This window comes from Mesotoga infera (assembly GCF_900157305.1).
Lineage (GTDB): Bacteria > Thermotogota > Thermotogae > Petrotogales > Kosmotogaceae > Mesotoga > Mesotoga infera.
Window position 1 is genome coordinate 130,034 of record NZ_LS974202.1, and the last position, 15,963, is coordinate 145,996.

General features: G+C 47.7%; 14 protein-coding genes. 6 read left to right on the forward strand and 8 right to left on the reverse strand.

Annotation, left to right across the window (positions count from 1 at the left end):
* Position 1: 1 nt before the first annotated feature.
* From MESINF_RS00560 to MESINF_RS00575, 4 genes are all read right to left on the reverse strand, one after another.
* Entirely contained in the window at positions 2 to 694 is a 693-nt protein-coding gene (locus MESINF_RS00560; RefSeq protein WP_169698027.1) for a hypothetical protein, read from the reverse strand.
* Positions 695 to 1,552 carry an ABC transporter permease gene (locus MESINF_RS00565; protein WP_169698028.1) on the reverse strand — a complete coding sequence of 286 codons (858 nt, stop codon included), beginning with the start codon at positions 1,550 to 1,552 and terminating at the stop codon, positions 695 to 697.
* Positions 1,549 to 2,445: an ABC transporter permease gene (locus tag MESINF_RS00570; RefSeq protein WP_169698029.1), complete on the reverse strand. Its 897-nt coding sequence runs from the start codon at positions 2,443 to 2,445 to the stop codon at positions 1,549 to 1,551. Before MESINF_RS00570 ends, MESINF_RS00565 begins: the two co-directional genes overlap by 4 nt.
* Positions 2,446 to 2,520: 75 nt before the next feature.
* Positions 2,521 to 4,053 (reverse strand): ABC transporter substrate-binding protein, encoded by a 1,533-nt coding sequence (locus MESINF_RS00575; RefSeq protein ID WP_169698030.1) that lies wholly within the window; start codon positions 4,051 to 4,053, stop codon positions 2,521 to 2,523.
* A gap of 714 nt (positions 4,054 to 4,767) precedes the next feature.
* On the opposite strand from MESINF_RS00575, the gene MESINF_RS00580 reads away from it, so the two are divergent.
* The 6 genes from MESINF_RS00580 (at position 4,768) to MESINF_RS00605 (ending at position 9,498) form a co-directional block, all read left to right on the forward strand.
* Positions 4,768 to 5,838: a tetratricopeptide repeat protein gene (locus tag MESINF_RS00580; RefSeq protein ID WP_169698031.1), complete on the forward strand. Its 1,071-nt coding sequence runs from the start codon at positions 4,768 to 4,770 to the stop codon at positions 5,836 to 5,838.
* The gene (locus MESINF_RS00585; protein ID WP_169698032.1) at positions 5,823 to 6,593 is read left to right on the forward strand and encodes a prepilin peptidase; all 771 of its coding nucleotides are present in this window, start codon (positions 5,823 to 5,825) and stop codon (positions 6,591 to 6,593) included. The genes MESINF_RS00580 and MESINF_RS00585 overlap by 16 nt, the downstream gene beginning before the upstream one ends.
* Entirely contained in the window at positions 6,590 to 7,258 is a 669-nt protein-coding gene (locus tag MESINF_RS00590; protein WP_169698033.1) for an RNase H family protein, read from the forward strand. The genes MESINF_RS00585 and MESINF_RS00590 overlap by 4 nt, the downstream gene beginning before the upstream one ends.
* 211 nt (positions 7,259 to 7,469) lie before the next feature.
* Positions 7,470 to 8,264, forward strand: a complete 795-nt coding sequence (locus MESINF_RS00595; protein ID WP_169698034.1) for a M55 family metallopeptidase — start codon at positions 7,470 to 7,472, stop codon at positions 8,262 to 8,264.
* Between the two features lie 93 nt (positions 8,265 to 8,357).
* Entirely contained in the window at positions 8,358 to 8,690 is a 333-nt protein-coding gene (locus tag MESINF_RS00600; protein ID WP_169698035.1) for an encapsulin-associated ferritin-like protein, read from the forward strand.
* Between the two features lie 13 nt (positions 8,691 to 8,703).
* Positions 8,704 to 9,498 (forward strand): family 1 encapsulin nanocompartment shell protein, encoded by a 795-nt coding sequence (locus tag MESINF_RS00605; RefSeq protein ID WP_169698036.1) that lies wholly within the window; start codon positions 8,704 to 8,706, stop codon positions 9,496 to 9,498.
* 55 nt (positions 9,499 to 9,553) lie between these two features.
* Here the strand turns inward: MESINF_RS00605 and ileS are convergent, their stop codons facing one another.
* From ileS to MESINF_RS00625, 4 genes are all read right to left on the reverse strand, one after another.
* Complete coding sequence (gene ileS, locus MESINF_RS00610; RefSeq protein ID WP_169698037.1) at positions 9,554 to 12,712, reverse strand: isoleucine--tRNA ligase; 3,159 nt, start codon at positions 12,710 to 12,712, stop codon at positions 9,554 to 9,556.
* Positions 12,713 to 13,086: 374 nt separating this feature from the next.
* Positions 13,087 to 13,974, reverse strand: a complete 888-nt coding sequence (locus MESINF_RS00615; protein ID WP_169698038.1) for a sugar phosphate isomerase/epimerase family protein — start codon at positions 13,972 to 13,974, stop codon at positions 13,087 to 13,089.
* A gap of 14 nt (positions 13,975 to 13,988) precedes the next feature.
* On the reverse strand, positions 13,989 to 14,921 hold the full coding sequence (locus MESINF_RS00620; protein ID WP_169698039.1) for a sugar phosphate isomerase/epimerase family protein: 933 nt from the start codon (positions 14,919 to 14,921) through the stop codon (positions 13,989 to 13,991).
* Positions 14,918 to 15,946, reverse strand: coding sequence for an ABC transporter permease (locus MESINF_RS00625; protein WP_169698040.1), 1,029 nt, complete (start codon positions 15,944 to 15,946; stop codon positions 14,918 to 14,920). The genes MESINF_RS00620 and MESINF_RS00625 overlap by 4 nt, the downstream gene beginning before the upstream one ends.
* Positions 15,947 to 15,963 lie beyond the last annotated feature (17 nt).

The following is a 15,963-nucleotide window of genomic DNA, read 5'->3' on the forward strand; positions in this document are numbered from 1 at the left end:
ATCAATAGATCCTGGTGCTTGCCCTGGGGCCAGGAGTCTTTTCGAAGGCTTCCACAAGGTGGAATCTGTACGCGAAATCGTACCTGTCTGTTTTTATCGAAGGGTCTTTGGGAAGATGAAAGAGATCGTGTATGGCGCTAACGTAAGTATAATAATCGTCTCCCCTGGGCACAAATTCGCATATCACGCTGAACATTACACTGTAACCGGTCTGGTTATCGTAGAAAAGCAGGTTGGCCCTTGGGTCTTCCAAAACGTTCTTGTAGGTTCTCTTTTTGTACATCTCCATAGATGAGAGAATGCTTCTGTCGAACGTTTCAGGATTGGAATAAAGTTCGACCAGCATACCTACCCTCTCTCTAAAGGTTCTATCGGCCCCGATATCGTAGGATTTTCTTATGAGTTCCACGGCCCTCTCCCCCAGTTCCCGAATTTTGTCGGATCTGGGAACCAGTCCGAGTCCTTTTATGCAAGAGTTGATGCAGAATTCATTTTCGTATTCTGGTGTGTTCATAACTACGGTATGGGGAGAGAAGTTTGGCATCCCCTTCTCCTCTCCCAGAAAGATCTTCAAACCCTTGAGTCTATTGTCTATCTGCCAGCGAAAGAACTCTTCTGGCATTTCGTGAAGTTTGTACTCGTAGTTCTTTCCCCTAAATTCGAGCTTTGCCATGTTTTCGGTGTACTCCACCATCTAACTATCCCTCTCTCTCAGTCTTGGATTAAAGGTCTTTTCAAGTGCAACTCCCAGCATCATTATCGAAAAAGAGCTAAGAAAAACAGCGATGCCAGGGAATATTATCCACCACCACGCACCGAGAACCATCGCGTTGTAAGTGCGGGCATAATTCAACATCTTTCCCCACGAAACCAGCCGGGGATCTCCGAACCCCAGAAAGGCAAGACCGGCTTCTGCCAGAATCGAACCACCAGCTGCGAAGGCAGCGGTGACGAAGAGTATGGAATAAGTCGCAGGAAGCAAGTGCCTGAAGAGAATGTGGCTTTTTTTAGCTCCGGCGCATCGTGCTGCCTCAACGTAACCACGCTTTCTCTCCGAAAGAACGATCGCTCTCGTAACTCTGGCAACCGAGGCCCAGCCGAAGAGAACGAAAATCATTACCATCACCCAAAAACTGCTTCCCAAAGTTGTCATCAGCAGTATCATTATGGGTAGTCCGGGTAACACCATTATGAAATCGACTGCCCTCATAGAAAAGAGATCGGTCAGGCCGCCATAAGTGCCGGCCATCACTCCGATGAATCCACCCATGAAGGCAATGCCGATTCCTGTGACAAACCCTATAGTCAGCGAAACTCTACTGCCGTGAATTATCTGGCTGAGTATATCAACTCCAAAGCCGTCGGTCCCGAGTGGATACTCCCTTGAAGGCGCTTCCAGCGGAAAGCCTCTCTGGGTAATGTCGTAAGGATCGTAAGGCGAAATCCAGTCCGCTGTAACGGCGAGAAAAATAAAGAATACCAGTATAAAAATACTGATTTTTCCCTCCGGAGCTTTCCAGATGTCCTTCAAAAATTTTCTGTATTTTTTCATGTGTAAATCACCCTGGGATCAAAAGCGGCCTGGAGAACATCCGCCAGAAAATTGGCCATAATAACCAGTACGATAGTCATCAGGACAGTGGCTTGAAGAAGTGGATAATCAGAATTTTTGGAAGCCTCAAGGACCAGCAGCCCCATTCCCTTCCAGGAAAAGATGGTCTCTATCAGTACTGCTCCTCCCACAAGCCCCGCTATTCTCAGTGTCAGTAGCGAGAAAAGTGGTCCGAGAGCGTTTCTGAGTACGTGCTTGCGACGGATTTCTCGCTCTCTCAGACCTTTAGCCTTCGCCGTTATTATGAAATCTTCCCCCAGGATATTCAGCGCTATATTTCTGACCTGTATCGCAAAACTCGGCATCCCTACGATGAAAAGAGTTATCCAGGGAAGAGCGGCGTGGTGGAGTATGCTTATCACTCTCGCCATACCACTCTCCAGCGGATCGAACATACCCTGCAGAGGAAATATGTTTAGATAGAACCCCGTTCCCATGACCAGCAGAAGGGCAAGCCAGAAAGTTGGAACGGAGTTCAATCCGAAAGCGAAGAACCTCATGAAGCGATCTAGCTTCTTACCCCTGTTGAAAGCTATGAATGTTCCTATCCAGAGCGCCACGAACATACTCAAGACGGTCGGCACCACGGTTAGCATCAGCGTCCACGGGAGCCTTTCGAGAATAACACCGACCACGTCTCTGCGGTAAGTGTACGAGACGCCGAGATCGCCCCTGAATGCGTTCCCTATAAATATAAAGTACTGTGTGATCAGGGGCTTGTCGAGTCCGAAGACAGCCTTGATTTCTTCTTTGATTTCTTCTGGCAACCTAGGATCGCCGTAATATCTCTCCGCAGGGTCCCCCGGCAGAGACCTGATAAGTATGAAACTCATCGTCACCGCCAGGAAGACCGTCAATATCATTATGATGATTCTTTTAACAAGATAGGAGAGAGTCATATTAACTACCTATTTTGATTTTAGATTCTTCAACGTCTCCGTCGACAGCACACCTTCGGTTTCCGATATAATCCAGCCTTCAAGATTCTTGCGCGAGAAGGCCTCCAACCTGTTGGGTATGCAGATGGGAACAACCGGAACAAACTCCTTGATCTGTTCCTGGAGAATGTGGAAAGCGTCTCTCTGTACATTCTCATCGAAAGCCGTCCAGATAACGTTCAGAGTCTCGTCCAGCTCTGGTATGCTCACACCTCCGTAGTTGAAGCCGGAAACCTGGCCGTTTTGCATCGTCCCTCTTGAAGAGTGGAGGTGATAGAAAGCCATTTCCGGGTGGAATCCCAGGCTGTATGTGGTGAGCGACATATCGAAATCGGCTTTCTTGAGTGCCGCAGTAACTGCTTCATGGCCTTGAGGATCTATTACAACGTTGATTCCAATTTTAGAAAGGAATAGTTTGATATATTCGGCAAGCTCCATCTGTTCCTTGCTTGTGTAAATTAGAAGTCTGATTTTTTCTCCTTTATAAGAAGACTTTGCGAGATACTCTTTTGCCTTCTCAATATTGATCGACGCGACGCCGACGCTAGAGCTGAAAACAGCCTTCGCCATCGATGGAATCAAGCCTGAAGAAGCTACATCGGCAAAACCAAGGTAAACCCTGTCAACTATCTGGGCGTAGTCAATAGCCATTTGTACAGCTTTTCTGAAATTCAAATCCGATCCGGGTAGAGTTCTGTGGTTGAACAGCAAAGAAACGACACTATCTCCATTAGTGACGGCCAGACCGAGGTTTTTGTATCTGTCTGGATCTTTGAGCATCTGTGTGGCCAGAGAAGGATCGAGATTCCAGTAAATGTAATCATAATCGCCTCTGACCAACCCGAGGAAGCCCATGGTTTCGTCCTGAACCAGGTTAAAGACAATGCCTTCGAGATACTGCGGGGAATCGGGATGGTTGCTGTTAGAGGAGAATGTAACAGACTGCGGCGTTATCTCTTTGAACTTCAGGGAACCGGTACCCACAGGATTATCCAGATTGGAAAACTCCATCGGGTTACCAATGTCTTTCCATAAGCTTTCAGGGATTATAGGAATAGCCATAGGAATCGAACTCACAACGAAGGAATTGAGAACCCTGAAGTTCAATTTAACGGTTTTTTCGTCGAGAACCTCCGCTTTATTGAACCAGGCCAGTAGTGGACCCATTGGTAATCTCTTTTGAACGGTTATATTGAAAGAGTAGGCTACGTCTTCAGCCGTCACAGGTCTCCCATCGTGGAAGAGCCTGTCTTTTAGATGAAAAATTATGTACAGCTCTTCAAGGTTGACTTCCCAGGAGTCTGCAAGCATACCAACAGCCTTTCCTTCACTGGTAGTCATCAATGTTTCGTAAAGGTAGCCTATCAACTGTCTTTCAGCACTCGAATTGATGAAGTAAGGGTTCAGAGATCTCACTTCACCGAGAACTGCTGCTTTCATGTAAACACCCATTACAGTAAGGCCGATCAGAACTGTGGCAAACAATACAAGTAGCTTCTTCATTGAACACCCCTCCTCAATAACCGGAAAATAGCTTTTTTTTCCACGGCATCGATAGAAGGATTTTAACATAGCTGTGTTTGATGGCCAAAATGTAAGTATTTCTCAAAAAGAAAAGCTCTACCACCGACGGCTTTTTAATACTTTTCTCCTAACATGAAAGTTACCATTGGCTGCCAGGGGTTTACCAGTAAGTGCCGTAAAGCCCCTAGCTTCAGCTATGGGGATATAAGGCACATTCATGGTATATTATAAATAATCCATCAGTCGATGGCGACAAGCAGAAGTCGTAAAAACGTTCTTTGAAAACTGGATAGAGTATGGGGTTCTGATAGCTAATCATCTATCAGGTAAAACTCTATATGTCGTCATGTACAAGACGTAAAAACATATTAGCGGACTAATAGTCTGTGGCAGATGGTGTAGCGTAAGCGATAGTCTGCCAGCCCTAGGAGCTAATATGCTCTGCCTAGGGACGGGCTGCTGGCACAGCCCTTAACTTGGGGTCATACTCCGATACCAGAAACGGTCTTCGGTTTAATCACCCAAGAATCCCCTGCCTTCAGGTATGGGGAGTGTCAAAGGAATAAAGTAAGCATTGTTGATTCTGCGAAGAAGAAATTCCATTGCTCCCACTTCTCGCAATATAAGGCAACGTTAGTGTTATCAGGTCGCAGACATGGTATATTCTAAGAAACACGGAAAAGAGGTGGGGAGATGGAATTGATTCGCCTCAAGTATGACGGTAACATCTACTCGATAACGGATACTTTGCCTTTCTCGGTAGCGATTCTCGATCAGATTTATGACGGAGACCTCAATCTCTGCCTTGAGGATCTCGGCAGCACTAAGATAGGAAAGGATCTCGAAACTCTGAAGTCTCTAATTGTGGCCTTCGAGGATATTGTCGTGCCGGAGATCTACGCTCCAATAGAGTACCTTGAGTTCATCGAGTACATGAACGAGTGTGGACTCACAGTGAAGAACTTCGCGAGAGGTACTTTCAGCGGTTTTCAGGACAAGATACTTTCCATAGCCGACCGAGGCGATTACGAAAGCGCACAGAAGTTTCTCGATCTATTAATGGATGCAAACGTTGACAAAGCCACTCTGTGCGAGCTAAAGGGCAACATCTTTCTTGAAGAAGGAAACGAAGAGGAGGGTATAAGATGGCTTCAGCAAGCTCTTATGATCGACCCCTCCCTTTTAAGTGCACATTCCTTCCTCGGCCAGACTTATTATAACCGTGGGGAGTACGATAAAGCAGCTCAATACTGGGAACGGGAGATCTCACTGGCCCCCGATCATCTGGTAACTTATTTCATGTTGACCGACGCCTATATACAGGCAGGCAGAATAGACGAGGCGATGAACGTTCTCAGAACGCTTTCCCAGCGCGATCCCTCAAGTATCCTCACCAAGGCAGAAATGGTTGAGCTGTGTCAGAAGGCAGGCGATTTTGAACAGGCAAGGAAGATCGAAGAGGAGATACTCAATTCCCGACCTGTCTATATAAACGATATCGAAGTTTGGGCCAAGACTCAATTCAGGTACGGTCGTTTTGACACAGTTCAGGAGCAGGTTCTGGAATTTCTTAAGAAAGAACCGGAAAAACCCGAGCTAAAGATGCTTCTGGTGGTAACTTTCATGAAACTCAAGAACTGCGAGGAAGCCAGAAGGCTCATGAAATCCTTCGAGAAGGGTCAACTCTGGTACTTCTACGGAAAGAAGGAGCTTTTCAACGAATTCCTCACAGAAGAAGAGAGAAGACAGTGTGGTATTCTATAATGCTTATCGTACCGTTTTTTTTCGTCTTTGGACTGGTTTTCGGTAGTTTTTCCAACGCCCTGATCTATAGAATACCTTCGAAGGAATACACGATATTCAAGCCCAGACGAAGTATCTGTCCTATATGTAAGCACGAGCTGGCCTGGAAGGACAACATACCAATTTTAAGCTACTTCATCCTTAAAGGAAGATGCAGGTACTGCGGTTCGAAAATATCGCCCCGATACCCGCTCGTAGAGCTTATAACGGCTTCGCTTTATGTGCTAAATGCCGTGCTCTTTCCGCTGTCTGAGGCGATTTCGCTTTCTCTTATGGTTACAGGGTTAGTTATTTCTGCCTTTATAGATCTGGAGCATTACATGATACCCGATTCGGGAGTGATACTGGTAGGGTTGGGCTGTTTCTTCTGGGCCTTCTTCCGGGGCCGCTTCCCGGAGAATCTTATAGGAGCGTTAATCGTAACCGGTGCCATGGTAGCTTTCTTTCTTATCGCCAACCAGTTCCGGAAGGATAGTTTTGGGTTCGGCGATGTTGAACTGCTGGCGGTCCTCTCGCTGGCTACGGGAATAATTGGTTCGTTGTACACAATAATGATAGCTTCATTGGTGGCATTAGCCGTTTACGCAATCACATCGGCCTTCAAGAGGAGAAAGCTTGACAGGCTTGCGCAACTCCCCTTCGGCCCATTCATCGCGATGGCCGGGTATCTGACTGTATTACTGCTTGATATTATAGAAGGACTGTACGTATTTTGAGCACAGAAGATTGGAGAACTCTTCTGAATAAATCGGCGGATGACTTCTGCGCTTTTCTCATAGAGAAAGGGATAAAATGTACCGTGGAGGGCGGTGGTGATTATTTCGTACAGATCAGAACGATATATCCGATTAAAATATACAGTAACTCAAATGGAGACAGAAGAATCGTGGTCGAAGGCCGATCCGGACCGGTGGAAAAGGCACGTTTGATTTCGCTTTGGGAGGAGTTCAACGGCCACAGTTTCAAAGGGGTTAATATCTTCGTGGACGGTAGTAGTCGCGGCCAGGTGTCATCATATGCAGCAGTAATAATAGAAGACGGTTTAGTGATAGGAATGATCTCGGGCTGTTTCAGGGACAATACGAATATGCGGAACGTCGCTGGAGAGATCGTTGCTGTCGAAAAGGCCGTGGATTTCTGCCTTAAGAAGTCCATAACGGCAGTAAAAATTCATTACGATTATGAAGGACTATGCGGCTGGGCTGAAGAATACTGGCAGGCGAAGACGCCGCGCACTATCGAGTACAGAAAGCATATGAGAGAAATCGCAGGAAAACTCTCGATAAAGTGGGTGAAGATAAAGGCGCACAGCGGAAGTTCTTATAACGAAATGGCCGATAAACTCGCCAGAAAGGCTCTGTTAAAGTGCAAACTGGTGTAATCTCTGCAGCACTTCAGAAATGTGTCCTGAACTTCGATTCGCGATCCCTTCTCGCAATGAACAACGCGAACCTGAATATAGCCCAAAATGACTTTTTGTGAGTCCAACATACCGCAAGCGTAAGATCAGGCAATTAGGCACCGCACATCTTTCGACGGATAGTATTAAATGATAGCCAACTATTCTGGAAAGTAAACAAGGGGGTATTTTCTTGAAGGTATTTATTAGTGCAGACATCGAGGGAACGGCCGGGATAGCTTCCTGGGATGAAACAAACAAAGGTCACGCCGATTACACGTACTTTTCAAGGCAGATGACGGCCGAAGTGAACGCCGCGATAAGCGGGGCCATGAAGTCTGGAGCCTCGGAGATATTAATAAGAGATGCTCACGGTAGCGCCAGGAATATCGACCCGTCAGCGCTACCCGATTGCGTAAGGATAATCAGGGGTTGGGCCAGGGATCCTTTCATGATGATGCAGGGAATAGACGCATCCTTCGACGCCGTCGTTTTCACCGGATACCATTCGCCATCCGGGAGGGGGCTCAACCCTCTTTCGCACACGATGACAGGTGATATCTTCTCTTTGAAAATTAACGGAGAACTGGTGAGCGAATTCCTTATGAACGCAATGTCGGCAGCATATTATAAGGTTCCAGTCGTCTTTCTGAGCGGTGATGCGGGGATTGCAAAGATCGCCCGTGATAAAGTCCCGGGTATAGAGACCGTCGTAACCAACACCGGAAGCGGCTCATCGGTTGATTCGATCCATCCGGCGAAAGTCGTAAGGCTGATTGAAGAGGGCGTCTCAAGGGCTATTTCGAACGGCTCCATAAAGCCAATGACCCTTCCGGAAAAGTTTGAAGTAGAGATCGTGTACATAGAACACACACAGACCCACAGATTATCCTTCTTCCCTGGGGTTGAGAAAGCAGATGACAGGACGTTGACTTTCACAGAGAGCGACTATTTCGAGGTTTTGAGGAAGCTGTTGTTTTTGCTGTGAACGAAACGATGCTTTTTATGGCTTAAACCCTAAGTTGTCCTATCCAGTCATACTCACAGTAAGGCTCACCGAATTTAGAAAAGGAGGTCCGTTATGAACAATTATCATGAACCGTACGAAGTGCTTAATGAAAAGGCTAGAAACATCTCCAGGGCTTTGAACAGCCTCAAGGAAGAGATCGAGGCCATCGACTGGTATAATCAAAGAGTAGAGGCTTCGTCTGACCCAGAACTGAAGGCTATCATGGCTCACAACCGCGACGAGGAGATTGAGCATGCCTGCATGGCTCTCGAATGGCTCAGAAGAAACATGGATGGCTGGGACGAGCAGCTCAGGACTTATCTCTTCACATCTGCACCGGTTACAGAGGTCGAAGAGACTGGCGGTCAGTCAGGCGATGGCTCGCTGAAGATAGGAAAGCTATAAGGAGGAGATGAGTGTGGATATATTCAAAAGACAGCTCGCCCCGCTTTCGAGCGAGGCGTGGAAGGAAGTCAACAACAGAGCCGGTCAGGTTCTAAAGAACTATCTTTCGGCCAGAAGGGTGATTAATGTTGTGGGGCCGAAAGGCTGGGAGTATTCTTTCCTGCCAGAGGGAAGGCTCGATTTGATCGAGACGGGAAATGAGGTCGGCGCAGGTCTCAGGAAGGCAAAGCCTCTGATGGAATTACGAATCCCTTTCAGATTGAACCGCTGGGAACTGGACAACATAGACAGGGGAACGGCCGATCCCGATCTCGGACCGCTTGAAGAGGCCGCCAGAAAGATAGCGCTTTTCGAAGAGAACGCAATATACAACGGTTTCGAAGCCGGTATGATAAAGGGCCTTGTGAAGGAGGCCAAAACCGAGCCTGTACCACTGGGTAAAAAGCCCGAAGAAATAGTGAAGTCGCTAGCCAGGGCCGTCCAGAAATTGAAGGACAACTTCACCAGTGGACCCTTCGCTCTTGTTGTTAACCCCGAAACATTGGCAATGCTCAACTCCCACGTACAGGGTTACCCTCTTGTCAAACGTATCGAATCCTTGCTGGGTACTGACATAGTCGTGAGCAGGGTCCTCCAGGGAGGACTGCTTCTTCCTAAAGACCACGAAGACCTGGAAATGGTAATCGGTGGAGACTTCGAAATTGGCTATCACAGTCATACCGATGAAGAAGTGGAGCTTTTCATAGCTGAATCCTTCACTTTCAGAGTTCTTGACCCGAATATCATTGTGAATATAATCGTCAATTGATAGAACCGGGGGAGCTTTTCCCCCGGTTTTTGTCTGTCTTAAGCAAAGATAGTCTCTATAACGATTCCTTCGTGATTCTCTCGATCTTTATAGTTGTATCGTAACCGTTTAGATTCCATTTTGTCCCGCCCTGGATGCTATCGTCCGGAGTAAGACTGTCGGCAAGAGTCTCTTCCTTCACGTAAGCCTCAAAGACCATTATGGCCCTGACCACTTCTTCCGGCCCGGAGTAGAAAACCCTTATCCTGTCGGTTATTTCGAAGTCTGCGTCCTTCCGCATCGTCTGTATCTTGGAGACTATCTCTCTGGCCAGCCCCTCTTGCAACAAATCCGGAGTCAATTCCGTGTCGAGTATGACAAAATTGTCGGCGCTCATCTCGAAGGTGAAGCCTGCCAGTTCTTGTATCCTTATGTCCAGATCTTCTTCCATCAATTCGAAACTGTTCCCACCGATCTCGAGAAAGAGCTTTCCCTCTCGCTTTATGGTCGAGACAATGCCGGCAGCCTCCCGGGCTTTAAGTGCTGCACTTATCGCCTTGAGGTCTTTCCCGAATTTCGGACCCATTATCCTGAAGTTGGGTTTCACTTCGTATTTTACGTATTTACCCAGATCTTCTATGTACTCGATCTTCTTGACGTTGATCTCTTCGAGTATGAGTTCCCTCATCGACTCAACGGTGGGTTTGATACCGCCATCGACAAGAATCTTGGGGAGCGGCTGTCTAACCTTTATCTGCACTTTGTTACGGCAGGCCCTTCCGAGGGTTACCAGGTCCATAACCGTCGCCATTCTCTTTTCCAGCTCAGGCTCGATGAGAGACTCATCCATTTTGGGATAGAACTGCAGGTGGACTGAGTCTTCCTTTCCATGCGTGAGGTTTCTGTATATCTCCTCTGCAGTGAAGGGCGCGATCGGTGCCATAAGCTTGGCCACAGTGAGAAGTATCTCGTATAGCGTCAGGTAGGCCCCCTTCTTGCTAGAGTCGAGTTCGCTCGTCCAGTACCTGTCTCTGGTCCTTCGAACGTACCAGTTAGAAACCTCCTCGATGACGAAGCCCTGTATCGCCCTGACGGCTTTGGTGAGATCGTAACCGTTCAAGAAGTCTGTTACCTGCCCTATAAGTGTATTTAGCCGGGAGATAACCCAACGGTCTATCTCTTCTCTCTCCTTCACGGGCAGCTCGAAATCGACCGGGTCGATACCATCTATATTCGCGTACATGGTGAAGAATGCGTAAACGCTCTGAAGAGTGCCGAAAAACTTGCTGTAAGTATCCTTTACACCCTCTTCATCGAACTTAGTGGGTACCCACGGCGGTGAAACGGCAAGCAGATACCACCTGAGCGTATCGGCGCCGTACTTTTCAATTATCTCCCACGGATCAACAGTGTTACCCTTCGATTTGGACATCTTCTGACCGCTCTTGTCTAGCACCAGGTTGTTCACCAGAACGTTTTTGTAGGGTGATTGGTCGAAGAGGAAGGCCGAGATAGACATCAGCGAATAGAACCAACCCCTTGTCTGGTCTATACCTTCGCAGATGAAATCGGCCGGGAAGAGTTTTTCCATGAACTCCTCTCTATGTTCGAAGGGATAGTGATGCTGGGCGACCGGCATCGAGCCTGAATCAAACCAGCAATCTATGACTTCGGGGGTCCTGCTCATAGTACCTCCGCATTCGCAGCGAAGATGTACATCGTCTACGTACGGTCTGTGGAGCTCTATATCGGGTGCTATATCTTCGATTGCTTTCTCGATGAGCTCCTGTCTTGAACCTACCGAAGTCAGTGAACCACAACTTTCACATTTCCATACGTTCAACGGCGTTCCCCAGTACCTGTCCCTGGACAACGCCCAATCAACCATGTTCTCGAGCCAGTTGCCGAAGCGACCCTCACCGACGAACTTCGGATACCAGTTCACCGTGTTGTTTATCTCTATCAGTCTGTCCTTGTAGGCAGTTGTCTTTATATACCAGGATTTTCTGGCGTAGTAAAGCAACGGCGTGTCGCACCGCCAGCAGAAGGGGTAGGAGTGGGTCAATCTTTCCTTCTTGAAAAGGAGGTCTCTGTCCTTGAGGTAACGTATGATCTGCGGGTCGGCATCTCTGACGAACATACCCGCCCATGGCGTTACTTCTTGTGTCATCTTCCCTTCTCTATCAACCAGCTGGAGCATCGGCAGATCGAATTTCTTGCCCAGTATATTGTCATCCTCGCCGAAAGCCGGTGCCATATGGACAATGCCAGAACCGTCTTCAAGCGAAACGAAGTCGCCGGGTACCACATAGAAGGCTTTCTTATCTACCTTTCCGTAAGGAATAAGCTGTTCGTATTCCATCTTGAGGAGTTCTCTTCCTTTCATCTCCCCAACAATACTGTAATGCCCATCACTCCCGAGAAGGGCTGTCAGTCTTTCTCTGACAAGGTAGTAATACTCTCTTTTGCCTGTATCGAGCGTGACTTCGACCTTCACATAGTTGAAATCGGGGTTTACGGCCAGCGCGACGTTGGAAGGAAGCGTCCAGGGCGTGGTAGTCCAGACAAGGAAGTATTCATTGTCTTTGCCTTTCAATTTGAACTTGACGTATATAGAATCTATCGTCTCGTCCCTGTAACCCTGCGCCACTTCGTGAGAAGCTAGAGGTGTACCGCACCTGGGGCAGTAGGGCATTATCTTGTGTCCTTCGTATATAAGACCGGCATCGAAGTACTGCTTGAGAATCCACCATACTGATTCTATGTAGTTATCGTTGAGAGTGATATAGGGATGTTCCATATCTATCCAGTAACCTATTCGCTCGGTCATCTTCTTCCACTGGCTTTCGTACTTCCATACTGATTCCTTGCACTTATGATTGAACTTTTCAATGCCGTAATCCTCTATCTCCTGCTTCGACGAAAAGCCGAGTTGCTTCTCTACTTCGATTTCGACGGGGAGACCGTGGGTGTCCCAGCCGGCCTTTCTCTTTACCTGGTATCCCTGCATAGTCTTAAAGCGACATATGCAGTCTTTCAGAGTTCTGGAAATAACGTGGTGAATACCGGGCTTCCCGTTTGCCGTTGGCGGCCCTTCGAAAAAGACGAACTCCGGATATCCCTCCCTCTCGTTCACGCTCCTCTCAGGGAGTGCATTTTCGCGCCAGTAAGAGAGAATCTCCTCCTCTCTCTTGGCAGCGGGACGTTTCAGGTCCACATCTTTAAACCCCGACATAATAAGTCTCCTCCTGTCCTTATATATTTCAAAATCCGATGATTCAATTATGAACGTTGCTCTTGAGGTTTTCATTAAGGGAAAAGTAACAAGCGGTACTCGAGAGAAAGGACCGGATATGATCGCGGTCCATGGAGGGAAATTCAGATAGTAATCCCCGGTTCAGTCTTTGCGTTCGACACGATTACATCTCCTCTCGGTTCTTTCGACTCGATGTATAAATAATACAATACATTGGAGCTTTGTCAAGCCGGTAACCACCACTGAGGTCAAAAGAGCCGACTATAGCCCTCGAAGAAAGGGTTAATTATCCCAGATAGTGGATTGCCCTTCGAAAAAGCATGCCGGTTAAAAGTAAGAAATAAAAAGATCGTTCAATCGCAGAACTCAGGCTCCTTCTCCTCAGGGATTCCCAGCTCTTTCAGTGTCGCCCGCACCCAGGCAAGCGACCTCTCGATTAGAGGTCCGCCCATGCCTTCGCATTCCATGCTTATGTAGCCGTCGTATCCATGTTCCTTGAGCAATCGGAGTATCGTTTTGATATTTCCGGCGTTCACCCCTTCACCGATGGCCGAGTGGCTTATCCCGATTCCCGTATCTTTTCCCCTCATAGTAGCTGCCAGGCTCTCCGATACATCTTTGATATGTACGTGCTTAATTTTTCCGATAAAGCGTTTACAGAATTCCACAGGGTCGTTGCCAGCGATGAAGCTGTTGCCCGTATCCAGATTTAGTCCTAGACGGTCACTATCGACGAAATCGAGCATCAATTCGAGGAGGTCGGGGTTGGTAGTGAAGTAGCCGTGGACCTCTATGTTTATGTTGATCCCGTAGAGCTCAGCCGTCTCGACGATAGTACCATAGGCCCTTCTCATAAGTTCGAGGGCTTCAACGTCACTGAAGCCAGCGGGTTTCTTAAGTCCGTCGGTCGTGGCGATATTGGGGCAACCGGCTATTTTAGCCCAGGGCAAGGACTTCAGAACGTACGGAACACCAAAATAGAGACCATCGTCACCCGAGAGCGGGAAAGCCGAATCAATTTGTGAAAGCGAAACACCGTAGCTCTCTAACTTTTTTCGCATTTTCATTGGGTCTTCCGCGAGCGATACGTGCGGGAAATAACCCAGACCGTGAATCCATGAGACGCCATCTATCACTCCTGGCTCAATGAAGTGCACATCGTTCTTTTCTGCCCATTGAAGAGCCTTTTCAAAGCTGAATACTGCCGAATTGAAGGCATCTGTGTGGAAGCTTATTTTCATTGCTGTTCCCCCTTTTAAAGTGATCTGACTATCTCTTCCCTTTCACGGAAGTAACTCACAGAATCGCTGACCAGCCTCTCCATAACATCTACATTACATGGTTGTGTGGATAATACGTAAGGGTCGGGGTATGGTCCAAGCGGTTCGAAGGTAAGAAATCTACCCGGTCTATTCATGCCAACCAGATAAGAGGCCATAATGACCATGTCAATGTCTATCATTCCCTTTCCCGGCGCGTCCCTGTTGCTGTCGGCGATGTGGAGGTTCATCAACCTATCGCCACATTCTAGGATAGCCAGGCCAATGTGTCTTTCCCCGTTGAGCATGTGATATATGTCACCATTAAGATGCGCGATGGCAGGCTCATCGATTGAAGCGATATAGTCAATGGCCTCGCCCACTGTGTGAACGATGCTAACCTCTGCAGAACGGATTGGCTCTATGGCGGCAGCCACTCGGGCCGCAGAGAAGGCTTTAGCGCATGTCTTTAGGTTCTTCGCGCTCCGCTCTAATTCTTGTGAGTCAATGGCTTTTGGTCTCCCCACGGCTCCGGGTACGATTATCATGTATTTTCCGCCGAGCTTTGAGATGAATTCGATCTCTCTGAGTATATATTCGATAGCCCTTCCAGAGATCTCCGCATCGGGACTGGAAAGGTCTCTGTCCGGTGAGAAGAGACCGCAAACGCCTGAAATGGCCATTCCGTACCTATCGATTGCCGATCTAACCTTTTCGACTTCCATCGAAATGTCGCCTTTGAGCTCTAAAAAGCTCAATCCGTTTCTCTTAAGTCTCTCCATAGAGTTTTCGATAGGTTCAAGACCGAACATCCAGACACTCCATGATAGGTCGATTCTTCTGGCGAATCTTTCCGGTTCCCGGTGTTTTTCTTTTAGAAAAAGCTCGCGGATTCTGTCGTTTTCGATCTCGAAGTTCTGTCTTTTCACCGCTTTTCATCCTTTCTTCCGAAGAAAGTTCTTATATTTCCGCGCTTGCTGTAAGTACTGAGCACGCTGATGGCCAGTGAAGCTATTATGAGAACGCCGAACGTGACAGTCTGAAAGTAGGGATTTACCCTGAGCATGTTCAGCGAGTTGGATATCAAACCCATTAGAAGCACACCGAAAAAAGTCCCGATTATTCTACCTTTCCCTCCAGAAAGTGGCGTTCCTCCAATTACGACCGCTCCGATTGCCTTGAGCTCAATCCCGCTTCCTGTTGAAGGCTGTGCCGCACCGATTCTTGATAGCAGCACCATGGATGCTATGCCTATGAAGATTCCGTTCAAGAGAAAAGCCGTAAGTTTGGACCTGTTCACGGAGATTCCAGATAGGTAGGCAGCCGAAGGATTGCTTCCGACAGCGTAGGTTCGTCTGCCCAACTTGGTGTAGGAGAGCAGAAAATGAACGATTATGTAAGCACCTATACTGATTATGAAACTAAAAGGAAGAATCTGCCAGAGACGTGTAGTTCCGATGAACTCGAACTGCCCGTATATAGTCTGGAAGGATCCTTTGGTTATTGCCAGGGCCACGCCCTGGAAAACACTGGTAAATGCAAGAGATGTTATAAATGACGGAGCTTTGAAGGCTCTTGCCGTTATACCCACCAGTAGACTGTTGAAAACGGCTAGCGCGATTCCCACGATAACCGGGAGCAGATAGCCGTTGCCGCTCTTTATCATCATGGCCATCACACAGGAAGAGAGCCCGATATTAGCCCCGACCGATATATCTATCTCCCCGGAGATTATTAGGAGTGTCATGCCAGAGGAGACTATTCCAAGAACCGCTATCTGCTCGAGTATGTTCATGATGTTGCTGGTTGTAAAGAACCTGGGGTTGACTATTCCGGTTATGACCGCGATAATAATCTCCGCCACTAGAAGGAAAAACCATTGGCTCCTAAGTATCGAACTCCTCCTTCTCGAAAGTACTTTTTTTGTCTCTTGAGAAGCCTCCGTACTATTCATTGCAATTACCTCCCAAA